At 63.3% G+C, this 19,647-nt stretch carries 13 protein-coding genes and 1 pseudogene; 11 read left to right on the top strand and 3 right to left on the bottom strand.

Annotated features, from left to right (window positions below; all coding sequences use genetic code 11):
- Nucleotides 1-2 precede the first annotated feature (2 nt).
- The 5 genes and pseudogenes from lpxB to tilS all read left to right on the top strand — a co-directional run bounded on the left by lpxB (nucleotide 3) and on the right by tilS (nucleotide 8,710).
- The gene (gene lpxB, locus MKZ40_RS12300; protein WP_107335918.1) at nucleotides 3-1,154 is read left to right on the top strand and encodes a lipid-A-disaccharide synthase; all 1,152 of its coding nucleotides are present in this window, start codon (nucleotides 3-5) and stop codon (nucleotides 1,152-1,154) included.
- Nucleotides 1,155-1,255: 101 nt separating this feature from the next.
- Nucleotides 1,256-1,900, top strand: a pseudogene (gene rnhB / locus MKZ40_RS12305) (ribonuclease HII); the annotation flags it as partial.
- 431 nt (nucleotides 1,901-2,331) lie between these two features.
- Entirely contained in the window at nucleotides 2,332-5,832 is a 3,501-nt protein-coding gene (gene dnaE / locus MKZ40_RS12310; RefSeq protein WP_175089664.1) for a DNA polymerase III subunit alpha, read from the top strand.
- Between the two features lie 276 nt (nucleotides 5,833-6,108).
- Nucleotides 6,109-7,062: an acetyl-CoA carboxylase carboxyl transferase subunit alpha gene (accA, locus tag MKZ40_RS12315; protein ID WP_175089663.1), complete on the top strand. Its 954-nt coding sequence runs from the start codon at nucleotides 6,109-6,111 to the stop codon at nucleotides 7,060-7,062.
- A gap of 142 nt (nucleotides 7,063-7,204) precedes the next feature.
- Nucleotides 7,205-8,710: a tRNA lysidine(34) synthetase TilS gene (gene tilS / locus MKZ40_RS12320; protein ID WP_175089662.1), complete on the top strand. Its 1,506-nt coding sequence runs from the start codon at nucleotides 7,205-7,207 to the stop codon at nucleotides 8,708-8,710.
- Nucleotides 8,711-8,751: 41 nt separating this feature from the next.
- Here the strand turns inward: tilS and ppx are convergent, their stop codons facing one another.
- Nucleotides 8,752-10,257, bottom strand: coding sequence for an exopolyphosphatase (ppx, locus tag MKZ40_RS12325; RefSeq protein ID WP_175089723.1), 1,506 nt, complete (start codon nucleotides 10,255-10,257; stop codon nucleotides 8,752-8,754).
- Nucleotides 10,258-10,717: 460 nt separating this feature from the next.
- Between ppx and trxA the strand changes: the two genes are divergently transcribed.
- From trxA to folM, 5 genes are all read left to right on the top strand, one after another.
- A complete protein-coding gene (trxA, locus tag MKZ40_RS12330; RefSeq protein ID WP_175089661.1) occupies nucleotides 10,718-11,044 on the top strand; it encodes a thioredoxin in 327 nt (108 codons plus the stop codon).
- 596 nt (nucleotides 11,045-11,640) lie between these two features.
- The gene (gene rho, locus MKZ40_RS12335) at nucleotides 11,641-12,900 is read left to right on the top strand and encodes a transcription termination factor Rho (protein WP_043332997.1); all 1,260 of its coding nucleotides are present in this window, start codon (nucleotides 11,641-11,643) and stop codon (nucleotides 12,898-12,900) included.
- Nucleotides 12,901-13,060: 160 nt separating this feature from the next.
- Complete coding sequence (ubiD, locus tag MKZ40_RS12340; RefSeq protein ID WP_175089660.1) at nucleotides 13,061-14,530, top strand: 4-hydroxy-3-polyprenylbenzoate decarboxylase; 1,470 nt, start codon at nucleotides 13,061-13,063, stop codon at nucleotides 14,528-14,530.
- A gap of 86 nt (nucleotides 14,531-14,616) precedes the next feature.
- Nucleotides 14,617-15,411 carry an FAD-binding oxidoreductase gene (locus tag MKZ40_RS12345; protein ID WP_175089659.1) on the top strand — a complete coding sequence of 265 codons (795 nt, stop codon included), beginning with the start codon at nucleotides 14,617-14,619 and terminating at the stop codon, nucleotides 15,409-15,411.
- A 33-nt stretch (nucleotides 15,412-15,444) separates the two neighbouring features.
- A complete protein-coding gene (gene folM / locus MKZ40_RS12350) occupies nucleotides 15,445-16,158 on the top strand; it encodes a dihydromonapterin reductase (protein ID WP_175089658.1) in 714 nt (237 codons plus the stop codon).
- 168 nt (nucleotides 16,159-16,326) lie between these two features.
- Here folM and MKZ40_RS12355 read toward each other — a convergent pair whose 3' ends face one another.
- Together MKZ40_RS12355 and MKZ40_RS12360 are read right to left on the bottom strand one after the other, a co-directional pair.
- Nucleotides 16,327-17,037 (bottom strand): anti-sigma factor, encoded by a 711-nt coding sequence (locus tag MKZ40_RS12355; RefSeq protein WP_175089657.1) that lies wholly within the window; start codon nucleotides 17,035-17,037, stop codon nucleotides 16,327-16,329.
- Nucleotides 17,016-17,570 (bottom strand): sigma-70 family RNA polymerase sigma factor, encoded by a 555-nt coding sequence (locus MKZ40_RS12360; RefSeq protein WP_084207827.1) that lies wholly within the window; start codon nucleotides 17,568-17,570, stop codon nucleotides 17,016-17,018. Before MKZ40_RS12360 ends, MKZ40_RS12355 begins: the two co-directional genes overlap by 22 nt.
- Before the next feature lie 725 nt (nucleotides 17,571-18,295).
- Between MKZ40_RS12360 and MKZ40_RS12365 the strand changes: the two genes are divergently transcribed.
- Nucleotides 18,296-19,456 carry a 3-deoxy-7-phosphoheptulonate synthase gene (locus MKZ40_RS12365; RefSeq protein WP_175089656.1) on the top strand — a complete coding sequence of 387 codons (1,161 nt, stop codon included), beginning with the start codon at nucleotides 18,296-18,298 and terminating at the stop codon, nucleotides 19,454-19,456.
- Nucleotides 19,457-19,647: the final 191 nt, after the last annotated feature.

Raw genomic sequence — 19,647 nt, forward strand, 5'->3', positions numbered from 1 at the left:
GCATGCGCATCTACCTGGTAGCCGGGGAGCTCTCCGGTGACATCCTCGGTGCCAGCCTGATGCGCGCGCTCAAGGCGCGCTATCCCGATGTCGAGTTCCGTGGCATCGGCGGCCCGCGCATGCAGGCCGAGGGCTTTGACAGCCTCTATCCGCTGGAAACCCTGTCGGTGATGGGGCTGGTCGAGGTGCTCAAGCATCTGCCGGCGCTGATCAAGGTGCGTCGCCATCTGTTGCGCGACGCCCTTGAGTGGCAGCCCGACGTGATGATCGGCATCGATGCCCCGGACTTCAATCTGGGGCTCGAGCTGCGTCTGCGCAAGCAGGGCATCACCACCGCGCACTACGTCAGCCCCTCCGTGTGGGCCTGGCGTCAGGGGCGCGTGAAGACCATTCGCCGCGCCGTCGATCGCATGTTGACCTTCCTGCCCTTCGAGGCCGCCTTCTATCGTGAGCATCAGGTGCCGGTGACCTTCGTCGGCCATCCGCTGGCCGATGAGTTGCCGCTCGAGGATGATCGCGCTGCTGCCCGTGGGCAGTTGGGGATCGATCCGGAAGTGCAGCTGCTGGCGGTATTGCCGGGCTCCCGCGCCAACGAGATCCGCTTTCTCGGCGAGACCTTCCTGGCCGCCATCGAGCGTCTCTGTCAGCGTTATCCTGGCCTTGAGGTGGTGATCCCGGCGGCCACGCCGCTGCGGCGCACCGAGCTCGAGTCCCTGATGGCGGAGCGCGAAGGTCTGGATCGCAGCCGCATCCATCTGGTGGATGGCCAATCGCGTGAAGCGATGACCGCCGCCGATGCCGTGCTGCTGGCGTCCGGCACAGCGGCGCTCGAATGTCTGCTCTGTCATCGCCCGATGGTGGTGGCCTATCGCATGGCGCCGATGACACATCGCATCGCGCGGCATATGGTCAAGACCGAGTGGATTTCCCTGCCTAATCTGATCGCCCGCGAGACGCTGGTGCCGGAGCTGATCCAGGACGCCGCCACGCCGGAGTCCATCGAGGAAAGCCTTGCGCCATTGCTGTCGCGTGCCGCCGGTGACGTCGCCCGCCAACGAGAACTGCGAGAGCGTTTCACCGCCATGCATCGTGAACTGACCTGTGATGCCAGCGCTGCGGCCGCCATCGCCATAGGTGAGCTGGCCGGACGCTGATCCCGCGTGTCACCGCCAGACATAGCGCTACCCTTGATTGAATCACCTCGACAGGCAGATCGCGTTGGCGCTCTGCCTGTTGTCTTACGCCTCGAGATATCATGACCGACTCTGCCGACAGCCACGCCACTCCGCCTTCTGCGCGCAAGCGTAAACCCGCCGATGATTTCCCGCCGCTGGTGATTCCCTACCAGGGGCAGTTGCTGGCCGGTATCGATGAGGTCGGACGTGGACCGCTGGTTGGTCCGGTGGTGGCGGCAGCGGTGATTCTGGACCCGAGCGATCCCATCGAGGGCATCACGGACTCCAAGAAGCTCAGCGAGAAGAAGCGTCTGGCCCTCTACGAGCAGATTCGAGCGCGTGCCTGGGCGTGGGCGATCGCCGAGGCCTCCAGTGACGAGATCGATGAGCTGAACATCTATCAGGCCACGCACCTGGCAATGCGGCGTGCCATCGATGCACTGGGCGTGCGCCCGGAATACCTGCTGGTGGATGGCAATCGACTGCCGGGGCACGAGATTCCCGGCATGGCGGTGGTGAAGGGCGATCTGCGTCACGCTGCCATCGGCGCGGCCTCGATTCTGGCCAAGGTGCATCGCGACGCCCAGATGGCGGCGCTGGATTCGCGCTTCCCCGTCTACGGCTTCGCGCGTCACAAGGGCTACCCGACTCGTGAGCACCAGGCCGCCATCAAGGAACATGGCATCCTCACCCTGCACCGCAAGAGCTTCGGGCCGGTCAAGCGGCTGTTCATGTCGGGGCACGTGCCACAGGCCGTGCCACCGGACGCGCTGATCGCGCTTCCGACCCCGGAGGCTGCGATTCCAGAAATGGCGACGCCAGAGCTGGATGACAGCGCCACGCCGGCAGGGCCGCAGACAGGAGTGCAGGTCGAGCCAACGCCAGAGCCGAGCGCGATGCTGAGCGATGCAAGCGAGACGAGCCAGTATTCCACGGCAAAAAAGCCACCAGCCGTGGTCTGACTGATGCCAGTGAGACCGCGGCATCCCCGTCAGTCGAGCCTGTCCGGCCAGACGCTGCACCTTCAGACGATGGCGCTGACAGGCTATCCTTGAAGCCCGAGCCTTCAGCCTCGCAGCCGCCGTCACCCGCAGCGACGACAGCACCAGCCGCAACCGAATCCTTCACCGTCACGCCGACTTCACGAGCCGATTCCATGACCACGCCCTTTGTTCACCTGCGCGTTCACACCGAGTTCTCCCTCGTCGATGGTCTGCCCGGCGTCAAGCCGCTGATCAAGGCGACCGCCGCGGCGGGCCAGCCGGCTGTCGCGGTGACTGACGAGGCCAACCTGTTCGGGCTGGTCAAGTTCTACTCCAATGCGCGCGCTGCCGGCATCAAGCCGATCATCGGTGCCGACATGTGGCTGATCAATCTCCAAGATGCCACGCGCCCGTATCGCCTCACGCTGCTGGCGATGAACGACACCGGTTATCGCAATCTCACCGAGCTGATCTCGCGCGGCTGGACCGATGGCCAGAAGCAGGACCGCGCCTACCTCGAGAAAGAGTGGATCTTCGAGCAGGCCGAGGGCCTGATCGTGCTGTCCGGCGGCCGTGAAGGCGAGATCGGCCGTCATCTACTGTCGGACCACGAGGACAGCGCTCGGGCACTGCTCGGTGAATGGAAGTCGGTGTTCGGGGATCGCTTCTATCTGGAGCTGACCCGCACCCAGCGTCAGTACGAGGAAGAGTGCCTTCATCTGTCGGTAGCGCTCGCCGAGGCCACCGATACGCCCGTGGTGGCCACCAATGATGTGCGCTTCCTCAAGCGTGAAGACTACTGGGCCCATGAGACGCGCGTCTCCATCGGCGAAGGCAAGGCGCTGGATGACCCGCGGCGCGAGACCCGCTACAGCGATGAGCAGTACCTGAAGAGCGCCGAGGAGATGAGCGAGCTGTTCTCCGACATTCCCGAAGCGCTCGAGAACAGTGTGCTGATCGCGGCGCGTTGCTCGGTGACCGTGCAGCTGGGCACCTACTTCCTGCCCGAATTCCCGGTGCCGGAAGGCATGACGATGGACCAGTTCTTCCGCAAGGTCTCGCATGATGGCCTGACGGAGCGTCTCGACAAGCTGTATCCCCACGCCAGGCATCCGCGCGACAGCGAGGCCTGGGCCGAGATCGAGCAACGCTACCGCACGCGGCTGGATTTCGAGCTCGACATCATCCTGCAGATGGGCTTCCCCGGTTACTTCCTGATCGTCATGGACTTCATCCAGTGGGGCAAGGACAACGGCGTGCCGGTCGGTCCGGGGCGCGGTTCCGGTGCCGGCTCACTGGTGGCCTATGCCCAGAAGATCACCGATCTGGACCCGCTGGAATATGACCTGCTGTTCGAGCGCTTCCTGAACCCGGAACGTGTCTCCATGCCTGACTTTGACGTCGATTTCTGCATGGAAAAGCGTGACCGCGTGATCGAGTACGTGGCCGAGCGCTACGGGCGCAACGCGGTCTCGCAGATCGTCACCTTCGGCACCATGGCTGCCAAGGCTGTGGTGCGTGACGTGGCGCGTGCCCAGGGCAAGCCCTACTCGCTGGGCGACAAGCTCTCCAAGCTGATTCCCTTCGAGGTCGGCATCACGCTGGAGAAGGCCATCGAGCAGGAGCCGCAGCTCAAGGAATTCATCGACAACGACGAGGAAGCCCAGGAAATCTGGGAGATGGCGCTCAAGCTCGAGGGCACCACGCGCGGCACCGGCAAGCACGCCGGGGGCGTGGTGATCGCGCCGACCAAGCTGACCGACTTCGCGCCGCTGCTCTGTGATGAAGACGGCAGCGGTCTGGTGGTCCAGTTCGACAAGAACGATGTCGAGGAGGCCGGGCTGGTCAAGTTCGACTTCCTGGGGCTGCGCACCCTGACCATCATCGACTGGGCGACCGAGATGGTCGACAAGGTCCGTGAGCGCGAAGGGCTGCCGCCACTGGATATCGATGACATCCCGCTGGATGACGCCAAGACCTTCGACATGCTGCAGAAGGCGGAGACGACGGCCGTCTTCCAGCTCGAATCCCGCGGCATGAAGGAGCTGATCAAGAAGCTCAAGCCCGACTGCCTGGAAGACATGATCGCCCTGGTGGCCCTGTTCCGTCCCGGGCCGTTGCAGTCCGGCATGGTGGATGACTTCATCAACCGCAAGCACGGTCGTTCCGAAGTGTCTTATCCACACCCGGATTACCAGCATGAGCTGCTCAAGCCGGTACTGGAGCCGACCTACGGCATCATCCTGTATCAGGAGCAGGTCATGCAGATCGCGCAGGTGCTGGCCGGCTATACGCTGGGGCAGGCCGACATGCTGCGCCGCGCGATGGGCAAGAAGAAGCCGGAAGAGATGGCCAAGCAGCGTGCCGGCTTCATGGAAGGGTGTGCGGGCAAGGGCATCGACAAGGACCTGGCCGGCAACATCTTCGATCTGGTGGAGAAATTCGCCGGTTACGGCTTCAACAAGTCGCACTCGGCGGCCTATGGTCTCGTCTCCTACCAGACGGGATGGCTGAAGGCGCACTATCCGGGGCCGTTCATGGCCGCGGTGATCTCGACCGAGATGCAGACCATCGAGAAGGTGGTGCCGCTGATCGAGGAGTGCCGCCATATCGGCCTCACGGTCACGCCGCCGGATGTGAACCTCGGCGGCTACAAGTTCACCGTCGATCTGGAAGGGCGCGTCGTCTATGGTCTGGGCGCGATCCGTGGCGTGGGTGAAGGCCCGATTGATGCCATCGTCAGCGCGAGAGCCGAGGGTGGCCCGTTCAGTGACATCTTCGACTTCTGCAAGCGCATCGATGCCAAGAAGATCAACAAGCGCACTCTGGAGGCGCTGATCCGCTCCGGTGCGCTGGACAACATCGGCCCGTCGCGCGCGGTGCTGATGCTGGCGGTGGAGGATGCGCTCAAGGCCGCCTCCCAGAATCACGCCAACAATGATGTCGGCATCACTGACATGTTCGGCGATGCCTTCAGCGAGCCGGAAACCGATGTCTACGCCGGCTATCGCAAAGCGCGCGAGTGGACCGACAAGGAACGTCTCACCGGCGAGAAGGACACGCTGGGCCTCTATCTGACCGGCCATCCCATCGATGAGTATGAGGGTGAGCTCAAGCGCTTCATCAATGCGCGCATCAGTGATCTCAAACCGTCGCGCGAGCCGCAGCGCATCGCCGGGCTGGTGATCGCCATGCGCACCATGAAGTCCAAGCGGGGCGACACCATGGCCTTCGTGACCCTGGATGACCGCACCGGACGCATCGAGGCCTCGATGTTCGGTGAGCTCTACGATCAGGTGCGCAACAAGCTGGTGCCTGACAGCGTGGTGATCGTCGAAGGCGAGGTCAGTCAGGATGACTATTCCGGCGGCCTGCGTCTGCGCGGCAAGGATGTCACGCCGATCATCGATGCGCGGGCGCGCTTCGGTGAGGCGGTCGAGATGAGCATTGCCGCCGAGGACATCGGCGGTCGCTTCACCCAGCAGCTGACCACCTTGCTGACGCCACACCTGGCCAGTGAAGGCCTGCCTATGCGCCTGCGTTATCGCAACGCCGCGGCGGAGGCCTGGCTGGAGCTGGGCGAGCAATGGCGCGTTGCGCCCAGTGATGAGTTGTTGATCCAGCTGGGTGAGGTGGAAGGCCAGCGCGGCGTGCGCCTCAAGTACCGTGACTGACTTGCTGGCCGACAGGATGATGCCTGCCTCGCCAAGCGGCGGGGCAGGCACAGCACCGAGATGAGCGGCGTGGGCGCAGAGTTAATCCACGCCTAACAGGCGGGCAAGGTTTGCACCTGTCGAACAGGGTGCGATAATGCCTGTCCATCTTTTCCGTACCCAATTCCATGCCGACTGTGACCGCCGTGTGCCACAGATCGCCTGAGCGTGTGCTCAGGGGGAGTGACCCGGCCGACTCGCTTTCCTGGCTGCCCGAGACGACGAACGAAACGCCTTATGAATCCCAATTATCTGGACTTTGAACAGCCGATCGCCGAGCTGCAGGCCAAGATCGAGGAACTCCGTCTGGTCGGTAACGACTCCCAGGTCAACCTGTCTGACGAGATCGCTCGCCTGCAGGAAAAGAGCACCAAGCTCACCGAGTCCATCTTCAAGGACCTCGGCGCCTGGCAGGTATCTCAGCTGGCACGTCACCCGCAGCGCCCGTATACCCTCGATTATCTCGAGAACCTGTTCACGGACTTCGATGAGCTGCACGGCGACCGTCACTACGCGGACGACGAAGCACTGGTCGGCGGTATCGCGCGTCTCGACGACAAGCCGGTGATGGTGATCGGTCACCAGAAAGGTCGCGACGTGAAGGAAAAGGTGCGTCGCAATTTCGGCATGCCGCGTCCGGAAGGTTACCGCAAGGCCTGCCGTCTGATGGAGATGGCCGAGCGTTTCAAGATGCCGATCCTGACCTTCATCGACACTCCGGGTGCCTATCCGGGCATCGGTGCCGAGGAGCGTGGTCAGTCCGAGGCCATCGCCTACAACCTGGCGGTGATGTCTCGCCTGAAGACGCCGATCATCTCCACTGTCATCGGTGAGGGTGGTTCCGGCGGTGCACTGGCGATCGGCGTGTGTGACGAGCTGAACATGCTGCAGTACTCCACCTACTCGGTGATCTCGCCGGAAGGTTGTGCTTCCATCCTGTGGAAGAGTGCCGAACGTGCCGCCGACGCCGCTGATGCGATGGGCATCACTGCCTCGCGCCTCAAGGAGCTGGGCTTCGTCGACAACCTGATCAAGGAGCCGCTGGGTGGCGCGCACCGCAACCCGCAGTCCGCCGCTGACAGCATCAAGGCCGCGCTGGGCGAAGGTCTGGAGCGTCTTGGCGCCATGGATACCGATGCCCTGCTGGAGCGTCGTTACCAGCGCCTGATGAGCTACGGCGCCCCGGTCTGATCCCGGTGCCTCTCGCATGATGCGCGATCGGCTCATGCCCGCGTGACCAGGACGCCTCCGGATTCTTCCGGGGGCGTTCTTGCGTTCAGGGCCGGCGTTTTCTCCTCGACTTCTTTCCTCCGCTTCGCGACAGGAGCCCGACATGTCTCTGTCCCCCTCACTGGATTCGCTGTACCTGTTCGCTCAACCATTGAGCGAGATGGCGGAGTCGCGCGCACTCGTCGCCGTGCGCGAGGCGCTCGAGGCCAGCGATGCCAGGCGCACGGTATGGGTCGCGCTCTCGGGTGGGCTGGATTCGGTGATGCTGGCGCGGCTGGCGGCACGTGCGGTCAAGGACTGCCCGCGTCGACTGCGGCTGGTGCATGTGCATCACGGCCTGCAGGCAGCCAACGATGATTTCGAGCAGCTGGCGCGCAGGCTGGCCTCGCGTCTCGGGCTGCCGCTTAGCGTGCGTCATCTGGCGCTGGCGGAGACAGCACTCAAGTCGCGAGGACTGGAGGCGGCAGCGCGCGAAGGACGGCTGGCGGCGCTGAGCGCCTGTCTGGTGGCGGGGGATAGCCTGTGGCTGGCGCAGCATCAAGATGATCAGGCCGAGACGCTGTTGCTCAACGCACTGCGTGGCAGTGGCGGGCGCGGGCTGGCGGCCATGCCGTCTGAGCGGGCGCTGGCCATGGGTGAGGCATCCCCTGGGCGGGCACGACTGCTACGGCCGCTGCTGGGTATCTCGCGCGATGAAATCCAGACACTGGCGAGCCAGCAGGGCTTGCAGGCCGGGCGAGACTGGTGCGAAGACCCCAGCAATGTCGATCAGCAGTTTGATCGCAACTACCTGCGCCACAGTGTCGTGCCGCTGTTGCAGGCGCGCTGGCCGCAGGCCGTGGCCAGCCTGGCGCGCTCGGCGCAGCAATTGCAGGAAGAGCAGTCCTTGCTTGATGAGCTGGCGGCCGAGCTGTTGACGAAGGTTCAGGTGACGGGCGCTGAGCGCCTGGTTCAGAGACAAGGACAGGGGCAGGGTCTTGATCCGGGACTGAACCAGGGCCTGGATCAAGGGCGGGAGCAAGAGACGCAGTTGTCATTGGCGGAGCTGGCAGGCTTGAGTGAGTCACGCCAACGGCTGGTCCTGCGCCATCTATGCCAGTCGCGTGGCTGGCCGGTGCCACCGCGCGGACGCTTGATGAGCCTGCAGCGATTGATCGCCACGCCGCCCGACTCGGTGGCCGAGGTGCAGTGGGCCAATGCCGAATATGCCGTCAGCGTGCGCGCGTGGCGCGGACAGCTGTGGTGGCAGGTCTCAGATACCGTTATTGAGCAGAGCGTTTGCCACCGACAAGGTGATAACGGCTACGCGAGAAGTGGTCGCCAACCCGGCGAGAGACCTTCCTGCGAGTGGGATTCTGAGGCACGCAAGGCATGGCGGGCGCTGGGAAGGGGCGAGCAGCATGTTGCCTTCACGTCGCGTCAGCCGGGAGATGTACTGCGAGTGGCAGGGCGGGGGCGGCGCGATATCAAGCGCTTGCTGCAGGAAGCCGACATCCCGCCCTGGCAGCGTGAGCAGTTGCGTGTGGCGCGCATGAACGACGGGACAGTCGCGGGGCTGTGGCACCCCTCGCGGGGCTGGTGGCTACTGGCCTCACTCACATCGCAGTGAGGCCAGCGGGCGATCTCGCCGATATCTTGCTTGGGGCTCGCTCAGGCATCGGCCAGTGTCAGCGTCATGCCGGCGGCTTTCTGCAGCTCGCTTTCCTGGCTGAGGTCATCGTTGATCAGGCTGTGATCGCGATATTCCTCGGTCAGATTGAGCGTCAGATCGTCGCCTTCGGCGCTGAGATGCATGCCGAGCACCGGCGCTTCCGAGCGTGAATGGTTGAGCATCACCGCCATGCGCAGCAGGCGTGCCAGGCGCGCCAGACGCGGTTGCTGCGGCTCCGGCAGCGTCGCCAGTTCGTTCCTGGGGAACTTGCGACGGTGGGCACGGACCAGGAAGGCCAGCGCGCGCTGTTCGGGACGCGAGAAGCCGAGCAGGTCGGAATGCTCGAGCAGGTAGGCGCCATGGCGATGGAACTGGCTGTGGGAAATCGCCTGGCCGACTTCGTGGAGTTCGGCGGCCCAGCTCAGCAGTTGGCGTGACGTCGCCCCCAGCGCCCAGTCACCGGCGACCTGATCGAACAGCTGCAGGGCGGTGTCGCGCACATTGCTGGCGTGGCGGGTATCGATGCCATAACGACGCTGCAGCGACTCGATGGCTGACAGGCGTGAATCCTCCGGCGTGTTGCGCCCGATCAGATCGAACAGCACGCCTTCGCGCAGCGCGCCGTCGGAGTAGCGCATCTGCTCCAGCCCCAATGCCTCGAAGACACCGCACAGAATGGCGATGCCCGCCGGGAAGACGGTGGCACGATCGTTCTTCAGGCCGGGCAGGCTGACCTTGTCGAGACGTTTGAATTCCAGCAGCGCCGCGCGCAGCTTGAGTAGCCCTTCGCGTGTGACCACGCCATGCGGGGCCCAGCCGTGCGCTTCCAGCACGTTGGCGGCGGCCTTGATGGTGCCGGAGGAGCCGACCGGGTCATCCCAGCCCATCTCGCGATAGGTGCGCTGGATGCTGGCCAGTTCCGAGCGTGCGGCCAGCTCGGCGCGGCGCATGCGCTTCTCGCTGATCTCGCCATCTTGGAAAAAGGCCTTGGTATAGGCAACGCAGCCCATGTGCAGGCTTTCCAGCAGCTGGGGCTCGAATTGCTCGCCGATGATGAACTCGGTGGAGCCGCCGCCGATATCGACGATCAGACGCTTGCCGTGCACATCGGCCAGTGCATGCGCCGCGCCCAGATAGATCAGGCGGGCTTCTTCGCGCCCGGCGATGATCTCGATGGGATGCCCCAGCAGAGCCTCGGCACGTTCGATCAGTTCTTCACTGTTATGCGCGGCGCGCAGGGCGTTGGTGCCCACGACCCGTAGATGGTCGGCCTCGATGCCGTCGATGAAGGGTGCGAACTGGGCGAGGCAGTTGAGGGCGCGCTCCATGGCTTCCTCGCTGAGCATGCCGTCTTCGTCCAGCCCTGCCGCCAGCTGGACCTTCTCACCCTGCTTGGCCACGACCTGCAATTGCCCCGCCTGGTGGTTGGCCAGCAGCAGGTGGAAGCTGTTGGAACCCAGATCGATGGCGGCCAGCTTCAGCAGCGGGGCCTCGTTGCCGGTGATGCCTTCATCAGTGGCGGTGGGTTGTGGAGGCTGGGAGGGTGCTGATTCACTCAAGGGCGGAGTCCTTTACGGCGGGTCATTCATGGCAGGCATCATGCGCTGCCTCCTTCACGCCAACTCCTGCGACGGCTTCCCTGCGTAGCGACCATGGCGCAATGAAGCTGTCGTGAGCGTGGGCGGCCACCGGACGCGGGCCTGCTGCGGAAAGATGAAGCTGGCTGCAGGGCGCGGCGGCGACTCACGCAAGATTGCGGCGACTGGCCAGAGGTGTCAAACCGGTGGCACCCACGGCGCCACCACCTCGAGGGGCTGGCGGCACATTCAGCGCATGGGGCATGCTATTGTAGCGGCGTGATATGACAGAACGGCGAAGTCGCGGGTCATCATCACGTACTATGAGTCATAAGCCATCACGCAGCACATTCAGCAAGACCGACCGGGTCTGGGAGATAACGTCGCGATGAGCGAACGTGTGGTACCGATTGCAGAAAAGGACTTCGAATCCGTGGTGCTGGAAAGCGAGCATCCGGTGCTGGTGGATTTCTGGGCTTCCTGGTGCGGGCCGTGCAAGAGCGTGGCACCGACGCTGGAATCCCTGGCCGAGGAATACGAAGGGCAGCTCAAGATCGTCAAGGTCGATGTCGATGAAGCCCCTGAACTCGCCGCCCGCTTCGGCGTGCGCGGTGTGCCGACATTGATGCTGTTTCTGGGCGGCAATGTCGAAGCCAGCAAGGTGGGCGCCATGCCGCGCGCGCAGCTGGCAGCCTTTCTGGATGCCAATCTGTGAATCGGGCCTTGCTGCCCTCGGGGGCCTTGGGGCATCAGTGAAAGCGCCGTGTCAGCGGCAGCTATCGCAGTGTTGGCTGGCCGGTGGCGAGCACTTCAGGCAGTACCGGGTGCGCCACCAGGCCGTCGGGGCTTGCGTTCAGGGGCCGGCTTGACTACCATCGAGGCGTTCGCCTGATTACACGCTCTCTGATTGCGTCATGTCGACCGTCCCACGGTCCCCCAGTTGTCAGCCAGCCCTCTGGTAATGCTGCCCGCGACACGCCGGCCAGCCCCCAGGCGATTCATACCGCTAGATTCCATATCGAGAAGACTTTTCTGTCAGGAAGCATGACGCTCCGTGTCCCTTCGACCGGTCCGTCGTCGCTGGACATCCGTAGCTCGACACTCCGTTGCTGAATTCGTTGTTCGGCCGTGGTGAGTGATCTTTCCTGAACTTTTGGCACCTGTCTTCATCCAGCTCAGGCGCTTGCCTCCGGGAATGCTGTCGAGTTCTGTCTGCACCCTTGCAGTGCCGGTCCTTGTCTTCTGCCCGTCTTCTCGATTCCCTTCTTATCTATCAGCCCTGCTGACCTGAGCCACGTTCAAACAAAGCCGATGAATCTTACCCAACTCAAGCAAAATACTGTCCCCGAACTGCTGGAACTTGCCCAGACGATGGGCATCGACAATCTGGCACGTTCGCGCAAGCAGGACATCATCTTCGCCATCCTCAAGAAGCACGCGAAAAGCGGTGAGGACATCTACGGCGACGGCGTTCTGGAAATCCTGCAGGACGGCTTCGGCTTCCTTCGCAGTGCAGACTCTTCCTACCTCGCGGGTCCTGATGACATCTACGTTTCACCTTCCCAGATCCGTCGCTTCAATCTGCGCAAGGGCGACACCATCTCCGGCAAGATTCGTCCGCCGAAGGAAGGGGAGCGTTACTTCGCGCTACTCAAAGTCAACCAGATCAACTTTGACCGCCCTGAGAACGCCAAGCACAAGATCCTGTTCGAGAATCTGACGCCGCTGTTTCCGCAGTCGCGCCTGCTGATGGAAATCGGCAATGGTTCCACCGAAGACATCACCTCGCGCATCCTTGATCTGACCGCACCGATCGGCAAGGGCCAGCGTGGTCTGATCGTCTCGCCGCCCAAGGCGGGCAAGACGATGATGCTGCAGAACATTGCCGCCTCCATCACGCGCAACAACCCCGAATGTCACCTCATCGTGCTGCTGATCGATGAGCGTCCCGAGGAAGTCACCGAGATGTCGCGCACCGTGCGTGGCGAAGTCGTGGCCTCCACCTTCGATGAGCCGCCGGCCCGTCACGTCCAGGTCGCCGAGATGGTGATCGAGAAGGCCAAGCGTCTGGTCGAGCACAAGAAGGATGTCGTGATCCTGCTTGATTCCGTGACCCGTCTGGCGCGTGCCTACAACACCGTGGTGCCGTCTTCCGGCAAGGTGCTGACCGGTGGTGTCGACGCTCACGCGCTCGAGAAGCCGAAGCGCTTCTTCGGTGCCGCGCGTAACATCGAAGAAGGCGGCAGCCTGACCATCCTCGCCACGGCACTGGTCGATACCGGCTCCAAGATGGACGAGGTCATCTTCGAGGAATTCAAGGGCACCGGTAACATGGAAGCTCACCTCGACCGCAAGCTGGCCGAGCGTCGTGTCTTCCCGGCCCTCAACATCCGTCGATCCGGCACGCGTCGTGAAGACCTGATCGCGTCCGAGGATGAAATGCAGCGCATGTGGATCCTGCGCAAGCTGCTCAACCCGATGGAAGATGTGGCGGCCACCGAGTTCCTGATCGATCGCCTGAAAGATACCAAGACCAATCTCGAGTTCTTCGAGGCCATGAAGCGCCGCTGATCGACACTTGGCCGAGCCGGTTGGCTGGCCATGTTCTCGACAGGTGCTTGCCAGGACGCCCACTTCCCGCTCGGGAAGTGGGCGTCCTGCGTTGCTGACCTGCCGAGTGCCGGCTGGCAATGTTATGCTCGGGGCTTGATCAAGCCGAGCGGAAACTCCCATGCAGTATCGAGACTTACGCGATTTCATCGCGGCGCTGGAAGAGAAGGGCGAACTCAAGCGCATTCGTGCCGAGGTGGACCCCTATCTGGAGATGACCGAGATCTGTGATCGCACCCTGAAGGCGGGTGGTCCGGCGTTGCTGTTCGAGAACGTCAAGGGCCACAGCATGCCGGTGCTGGGCAATCTGTTCGGCACGCCGCGGCGCGTGGCGCTGGGCATGGGGCAGGAATCCGTCGAGGCGCTGCGCGAAGTCGGCGAGCTGCTGGCCTTCCTCAAGGAGCCGGAGCCGCCCAAGGGCTTCCGGGATGCCTGGGACAAGTTGCCGATCTTCAAGCAGGTGATGAGCATGGGGCCGAAGAAGGTCAAGCGTGCGCCCTGTCAGGAGATCGTGCTGGAAGGGGAGGATGTCGATCTCGACATGATTCCGATCCAGCACTGCTGGCCCGGGGATGCCGCGCCGCTGGTGACCTGGCCGCTGGTGATCACCCGCGGTCCGCACAAGGAGCGCCAGAACCTCGGCATCTATCGTCAGCAGAAGCTCGGCAAGAATCGCCTCATCATGCGCTGGCTGGCACACCGTGGCGGTGCGCTGGACTTCCGCGAGTGGCAGAAGGCCCATCCGGGCGAACCCTTCCCCGTCGCGGTGGCGCTGGGTGCCGATCCGGCCACCATTCTCGGCGCTGTCACGCCGGTACCGGATTCACTCTCCGAGTATGCCTTTGCCGGTCTGCTGCGCGGCTCGCGCACCGAGCTGGTCAAATGTGGCCTGTCGGATCTCGAGGTCCCGGCCAGCGCCGAGATCATCCTGGAAGGCTACCTGTACCCGGATGACGTGGCACCGGAAGGCCCCTACGGCGATCACACCGGCTATTACAACGAGGTGGAGACCTTCCCGGTCTTCACCATCGAGCGCATCACCCATCGGCGCGACCCGATCTATCACTCCACCTATACCGGGCGTCCGCCGGATGAGCCGGCGATCCTCGGCCTGGCGCTCAATGAAGTCTTCGTGCCGATCCTGCGCAAGCAGTTCCCGGAGATCGTCGACTTCTATCTGCCCCCGGAAGGCTGCTCCTACCGCATGGCGGTGGTGACGATGAAGAAGCAGTACCCCGGCCACGCCAAGCGCGTGATGATGGGGGTCTGGAGCTTCCTGCGTCAGTTCATGTACACCAAGTTCGTGATCGTGCTGGATGATGATGTCGATGCCCGCAAGTGGGAAGATGTCATCTGGGCCATCACCACGCGCATGGACCCGAGCCGTGATACCGTTCTGGTCGACAATACGCCGATCGATTATCTGGACTTCGCCTCGCCAACGGCGGGTCTTGGCTCCAAGATGGGCATGGACGCGACCAACAAGTGGCCCGGCGAGACAGACCGCGAGTGGGGCGAGCCCATCGTGATGAGCGAAGAGATCACATCCCGTGTCGATGAACGCTGGGACAGTCTGGGCATTCTGGACTGATTTTGCGACTGACCATCAACACCCATGCATTTACCCTGTCGTCGCGCAGCGCGCTGGCGGCAGGCATCAGATAACAAGAGGATACGATGACGGCGCGGACCCTGACCTGTCATGTCGAGAGTGTGGAAGATCTGACCCCGGACGTGTTTCGTGTGCGCTTCGCCGCACGTCCCGAGGCCCTGGCGCACGCGCCGGGCCAGTATCTCGAGATGAAGCTCGATGACACCACCTGGGTACCGTTCTCCATCGCCAATGCCGCCAGTGGTGATGGCGTGCTGGAGCTGCATATCCAGCATTGGCCGGAGCGCAGCAATTCCGCGCGCCTGCGCAGCCTGCTGGTCGCGGCCAATCAACTTGAGCTACGCCTGCCCAGCGGCGAATGCGTGCTGGACCTCGACGACCCCAGCCCCATCGTGCTGATCTGTGCCGGCACTGGATTCTCGCAGATGCACGCCATGCTGCAGGCGGCGTTTGCACGTGGCCTGTCCCAGCCCATCGAACTGTGGTGGGCAGCGCGCGAGCGGCGTGATCTGTATCTGGAGAGCGCGGCGCTCAACTGGGCCGCCAGTCAGCCCAATTTCCGCTATTTTCCGGTGCTGGAAGAAGCGCCGGAAGTCGGCGATGCCCATCATCGCGCGCTGGAAGCGGCCGGTGTCGAGGCCGCTTTCAATGGTCATCTGGGACGTATCGACGAGGTGCTGCGCGAGCACGCGGGCAGCATGGCGGGCAAGCGCGTCTATCTGTCCGGCTCGCCGGGCATGGTCTATGCCTGTGTCGATGCGCTGACGCCATTGGGTGTCGAGGCCAGCGCGCTGAGCTCCGATGTGTTCAGCTATGCGCCACGCGAGCCGCTGCTGGACCCGGCGCTGGTCTCTGCCTGAAGTAGCCTGACCTTGCCTGAAGGAGTCGAGTGAATGAGTCAGTCTCCGATACTGATCACGGGTGGCGCTCAGCGCCTGGGGCGTTACTGTGCCGAGCGATTGGTCGATGATGGTCATCCGGTCATCATCAGTTATCGACGCGAGCGGGAAGAGCTCGACGCCCTGCGCGCACTGGGCATTCGCACCGTGCAGGCGGATTTCTCCAGCGAGACAGGCATCCAGGCCTTCATCGCGGCGATTCGTGAGCTGACGCCGACCCTGCGGGCCATCGTGCACAATGCCGGCGATTGGGCACCGGATGGCGACGGCGAGGGGCAGGGCGAGCTGTTCGAGCACCTGTTCCGTGTCCATATGCAGGCGCCGTACCTGATCAATCTGGCGCTGCGCGATCTGCTGGAAGCTGGAATCGAGCCGCAGGCGGACGTCGTCCACATGAGTGATTTCGTGGTCCAGAAGGGCTCGCGCAAGCATGCGGCCTACGCGGCCAGCAAGGCGGGGCTCGAGAACCTGACCTTGTCGTTTGCGTCGATGTTCGCGCCACGCATCCAGGTCAACACCATCGCGCCGGCGCTGATCATGCTGCGCCCTGACGATGATGACGACTATGCCGAGCGTGCGCGAGCCAAGTCGTTGATGCAGCAGGTACCGGGGCCTGGCGTCATCTGGCAGGCACTGCGCTATCTGCTGGATAGTCCCTATGTCACGGGCACGACCCTGCCGGTGGATGGTGGCCGCCACCTGCGCTGATAGCTTCTGTCAGCGGGTCTTTCGGTTATCGCTTTTGACTTCCGAGGCATGACATTCGAGATCTGAGCACAGCACGAAAAAAGCCCCCGCTGAAAAGCGGGGGCTTTTTTTTCGTTGCTGCGACCGTTGTTGCGATCGTTGTCACGACATTCTGCACTGGCGAAGCGCTTACAGGATGTGGCGGCCTTCGACCGGCGTCAGTTGACCCTTCTTGAGGGTCGGGCCCATCTGGTTGCCGGAGGGGGCACCCTGCGGGTTTTCCAGAGTGATCACCAGGTCGCTGTCAGGGAAGGCAGCCAGATACTCCTTGGGCACCTCGACCTTCATGGTGCCGGAATGCGGCAGGATGCCCAGTGACATCGGCTCCTTGCCATCCTTGGCCATCAGCCACAGCTCGCAGACCTTGCCTGGGGCCGGTGCTTCGGGCCTGACGGCCTGCACCATCATCTCGCCCGAGTGGGAGGCGTTGACGATCCAGCCGGGGCTGCTGTCAGAATTGTTGACCACGAACACGTAGTCGCTCTCCATGCCCGCGTTGTGCCCCAGGCTGAAGGTCAGGGTGACTGCCAGTGCCAGGCTGAAGGCCGTGGCGGTCATGCCCTGCCATAGGCCCAGACGACGCCACCAGGGCTGACGGGCAGTGCCGGTCGCCTCGGCGATGCCTTGCCAGACATGGGCCGGTGGCGTGACGGGGGGAAGCTGTTCATTGAACACGTTGAGATGCTCGCGCCAGCGCTCCACATCACGTTGCAGGTCGTGGCTGACGGCCAGCAGTGACTCGAATGCCGCGCGCTCGTCGCGTGTCAATGTGCCGAGCGCATACTCGCCCGCTGCGGCTTCGCGCAGTTCCGGGTCGCTCAGATCAAATGACTCATGCATGTCTTCAACCTCTCGAGTCCACGACGGACCCAGCTCTTGACGGTGCCCAAGGGCTGGTCCAGTTGATTGGCCAGATCCTGGTGGGTAAGACCTTCGAAATAGGCCAGTTCCAGGGCACGGCGTTGATCGTCATTCAGCTCGGCCAGGCACTGATGGAGTTCACCACTGTGCTGGGCCAGGTCGACATCTGCCTCGATATCACTCCGCCCCGGCATGGCGGCGATCAATTCATCGCTGTCATGCTCGCTGGGTCGCTGTCGACGTATCCAGTCGATGGCGATGTTGCGGGTCATGGTGCCGAGCCAAGTCATCGGGCGGGCGCGGCCGGCGTCATATTGACCGGCGGCGGCCCATACCCGGATGTAGACCTGCTGAAGACAATCCTGCGCGGATGCCTCATGTCTCAAGATACGCAGCAACTGAGCGTACAGATGCGCACTGGTTGCTCGATAGAGCCGATCCAGTGCCTTGGCATCCTGCCGGGCGCATCCCGACAGATACTCTATCAGTGCATCATTTCGGGAATCCTGCATGCATGCATTCCAAGCTGTGGGCGCGGTGTCAGGCACCGCTGGACGAATGCGTGTTGCCGATCATGTTGATCGACAACCAAAGATTATACTGATGCCACTTCAGGCTGATAGCCCTTCTTTATGCGTGCGGACAACGGTTTGTTGCCGGTTCACGCTTGCGCAGGACGATCTGGAGTGCAAGGATAGGTCTATCACCTTTTTCATCGTCACCACTGGATATCGGCCCGACCCATGAATCAGACCACCAGCCACCGCTCGTTCACCGTCGCTGCCTGCCCTTCGGGCCTGGTCGTGGCGGCTGCGTGTGCGGACGGCTATTGGTATTGGTTTACACAGGGGCGCGCCTGAGGTCACGGCGCGCCTGTCTCGTACGGGCTGCCACCACCTTGAAGAACCCCCGGTCGCAGCCATGGCCGGGGGTTCTTGCGTTTCGGACCTTGCGAAATCCATGACGAGGCATGTCACCCTAACGTGCCGACAATGATTGCAGCATGAATGACGAGAGGAATGACCATGCGCACCACTATCCTGACTACCCGCTTTTCACTTGCCTCCGCTCGGGTCGTGCATGGTTATTGGCGCTGGCGATTTAGCGGCGTCCTGCCTCTTTCCGCTGTCACCGCGGGGCAGGGCGAGCAATACCGGGGTGACGATTCGCGAAGTCCCTGTCTGTCAGAATGAATATTGCGTGATGAAGCCGAGGCTTCATTACAGGAGAGAAGACCATGAACGCCAGCCTTGAACGCGTGTTGACCGCAAGCCCGCACACTGCCGACGCCACTGTTGATCCCTTGACTGCCGAGAACGCCACCGTGACCCGCTCTGATGCCGCCCAGACTCCGACCACACCCGGACGCATCAGTCGTGAAGCCCTGCCCAGCGCCAGCGAATTGCGCGAGCAGCTGCCGGTGGACGCCGACTTGGCCGGCCAGATTCGCCAGCATCGCGATGAGATCAATGCCATTCTCGCCGGCGACGATGATCGTCTGCTGGTGGTGGTCGGGCCGTGCTCCATCCATGATCTCAAGGCCGCGCGTGAGTACGCCCAGCGCCTGGCGGTGATCGAGCCGCAGGTGCGTGATCGCCTCAAGCTGGTGATGCGTGTCTATGTCGAGAAGCCGCGCACCACGGTGGGCTGGAAGGGGCTGGCCTATGATCCGCATCTGGATGGCAGCGATGACATGGCCACCGGCCTGCGTCAGGCGCGCGAGCTGATGCGCGAGATCAACCAGCTGGGCCTGCCGGTGGCGACGGAGCTGCTGCAGCCGCTGACCGCCGCTTACCTGGAAGACCTGCTCGGCTGGGCAGCCATCGGTGCCCGCACCACTGAGTCGCAGATCCATCGCGAGATGGCCTCCGGCCTCGGCTGTGCCGTGGGGTTCAAGAACGGCACTGACGGAGGCGTCGAGGTCGCCGTGCAGGCCATCGGAGCGGCGGCGCATGGGCATCGCCACTTCGGCATGGATGACAGTGGGCGTCCGGCGCTGATCGAGACCGCGGGCAATCCGCATACCCATGTGGTGCTGCGCGGCGGTCATGGCCAGCCCAACTATGACGCCGCCTCGGTGGCCGCCTGCCGGCGTGAGCTGGAAGGCGCTGGCCTGACGCCGCGCCTGATGGTCGATTGCAGTCACGCCAACTCCCGCAAGGACCACCGCCGCCAGAGTGAGGTGATGCTGGATGTGCTCTCTCAGCGTCTGGCGAGGGATGATGCCTTGATCGGCGTGATGCTCGAGAGTCACCTCAATGAAGGCAAGCAGGCCTTGCCGGCAGCGGAGAAGCTCTCCCAGCTGCGTCATGGCGTGTCCGTCACCGATGCCTGCCTGGGCTGGGAAACTACCGAGCATTTGCTGAACCTGGCCGCCGAGCGCCTGCGCGAGGCCTGATGCAAGGCTCTATACATCAGGTCTCGGACGCCAGGCCCGCGCCTCGTCGGGAGGATGACGACGCGCTTGTCTGATAATTGCTGAATTTGTCGGCTTGTCTCCTGAAGCCCCTGCGCCCAACGGTCGAAAGGCCGTTGGGCGCTGTCGTCTATCGTCGCTGTTGTCCCTTCGTCACGGAATTGTCATCGGGC

Source organism: Cobetia sp. BMC6 (assembly GCF_029991385.1).
Taxonomy (GTDB): domain Bacteria; phylum Pseudomonadota; class Gammaproteobacteria; order Pseudomonadales; family Halomonadaceae; genus Cobetia.

What these genes read in the sequence shown, in the direction of transcription:
- lpxB (WP_107335918.1), top strand. Translation starts at nt 3, where the DNA reads ATGCGCATCTACCTGGTAGCCGGGGAGCTCTCCGGTGACATCCTCGGT.
- MKZ40_RS12360 (WP_084207827.1), bottom strand. Translation starts at nt 17,570, where the DNA reads ATGCAGGATTCCCGAAATGATGCACTGATAGAGTATCTGTCGGGATGC.
- tilS (WP_175089662.1), top strand. Translation starts at nt 7,205, where the DNA reads ATGTCTCTGTCCCCCTCACTGGATTCGCTGTACCTGTTCGCTCAACCA.
- rho (WP_043332997.1), top strand. Translation starts at nt 11,641, where the DNA reads ATGAATCTTACCCAACTCAAGCAAAATACTGTCCCCGAACTGCTGGAA.
- MKZ40_RS12365 (WP_175089656.1), top strand. Translation starts at nt 18,296, where the DNA reads ATGAACGCCAGCCTTGAACGCGTGTTGACCGCAAGCCCGCACACTGCC.
- dnaE (WP_175089664.1), top strand. Translation starts at nt 2,332, where the DNA reads ATGACCACGCCCTTTGTTCACCTGCGCGTTCACACCGAGTTCTCCCTC.
- trxA (WP_175089661.1), top strand. Translation starts at nt 10,718, where the DNA reads ATGAGCGAACGTGTGGTACCGATTGCAGAAAAGGACTTCGAATCCGTG.
- MKZ40_RS12355 (WP_175089657.1), bottom strand. Translation starts at nt 17,037, where the DNA reads ATGCATGAGTCATTTGATCTGAGCGACCCGGAACTGCGCGAAGCCGCA.
- ubiD (WP_175089660.1), top strand. Translation starts at nt 13,061, where the DNA reads ATGCAGTATCGAGACTTACGCGATTTCATCGCGGCGCTGGAAGAGAAG.
- folM (WP_175089658.1), top strand. Translation starts at nt 15,445, where the DNA reads ATGAGTCAGTCTCCGATACTGATCACGGGTGGCGCTCAGCGCCTGGGG.
- accA (WP_175089663.1), top strand. Translation starts at nt 6,109, where the DNA reads ATGAATCCCAATTATCTGGACTTTGAACAGCCGATCGCCGAGCTGCAG.
- MKZ40_RS12345 (WP_175089659.1), top strand. Translation starts at nt 14,617, where the DNA reads ATGACGGCGCGGACCCTGACCTGTCATGTCGAGAGTGTGGAAGATCTG.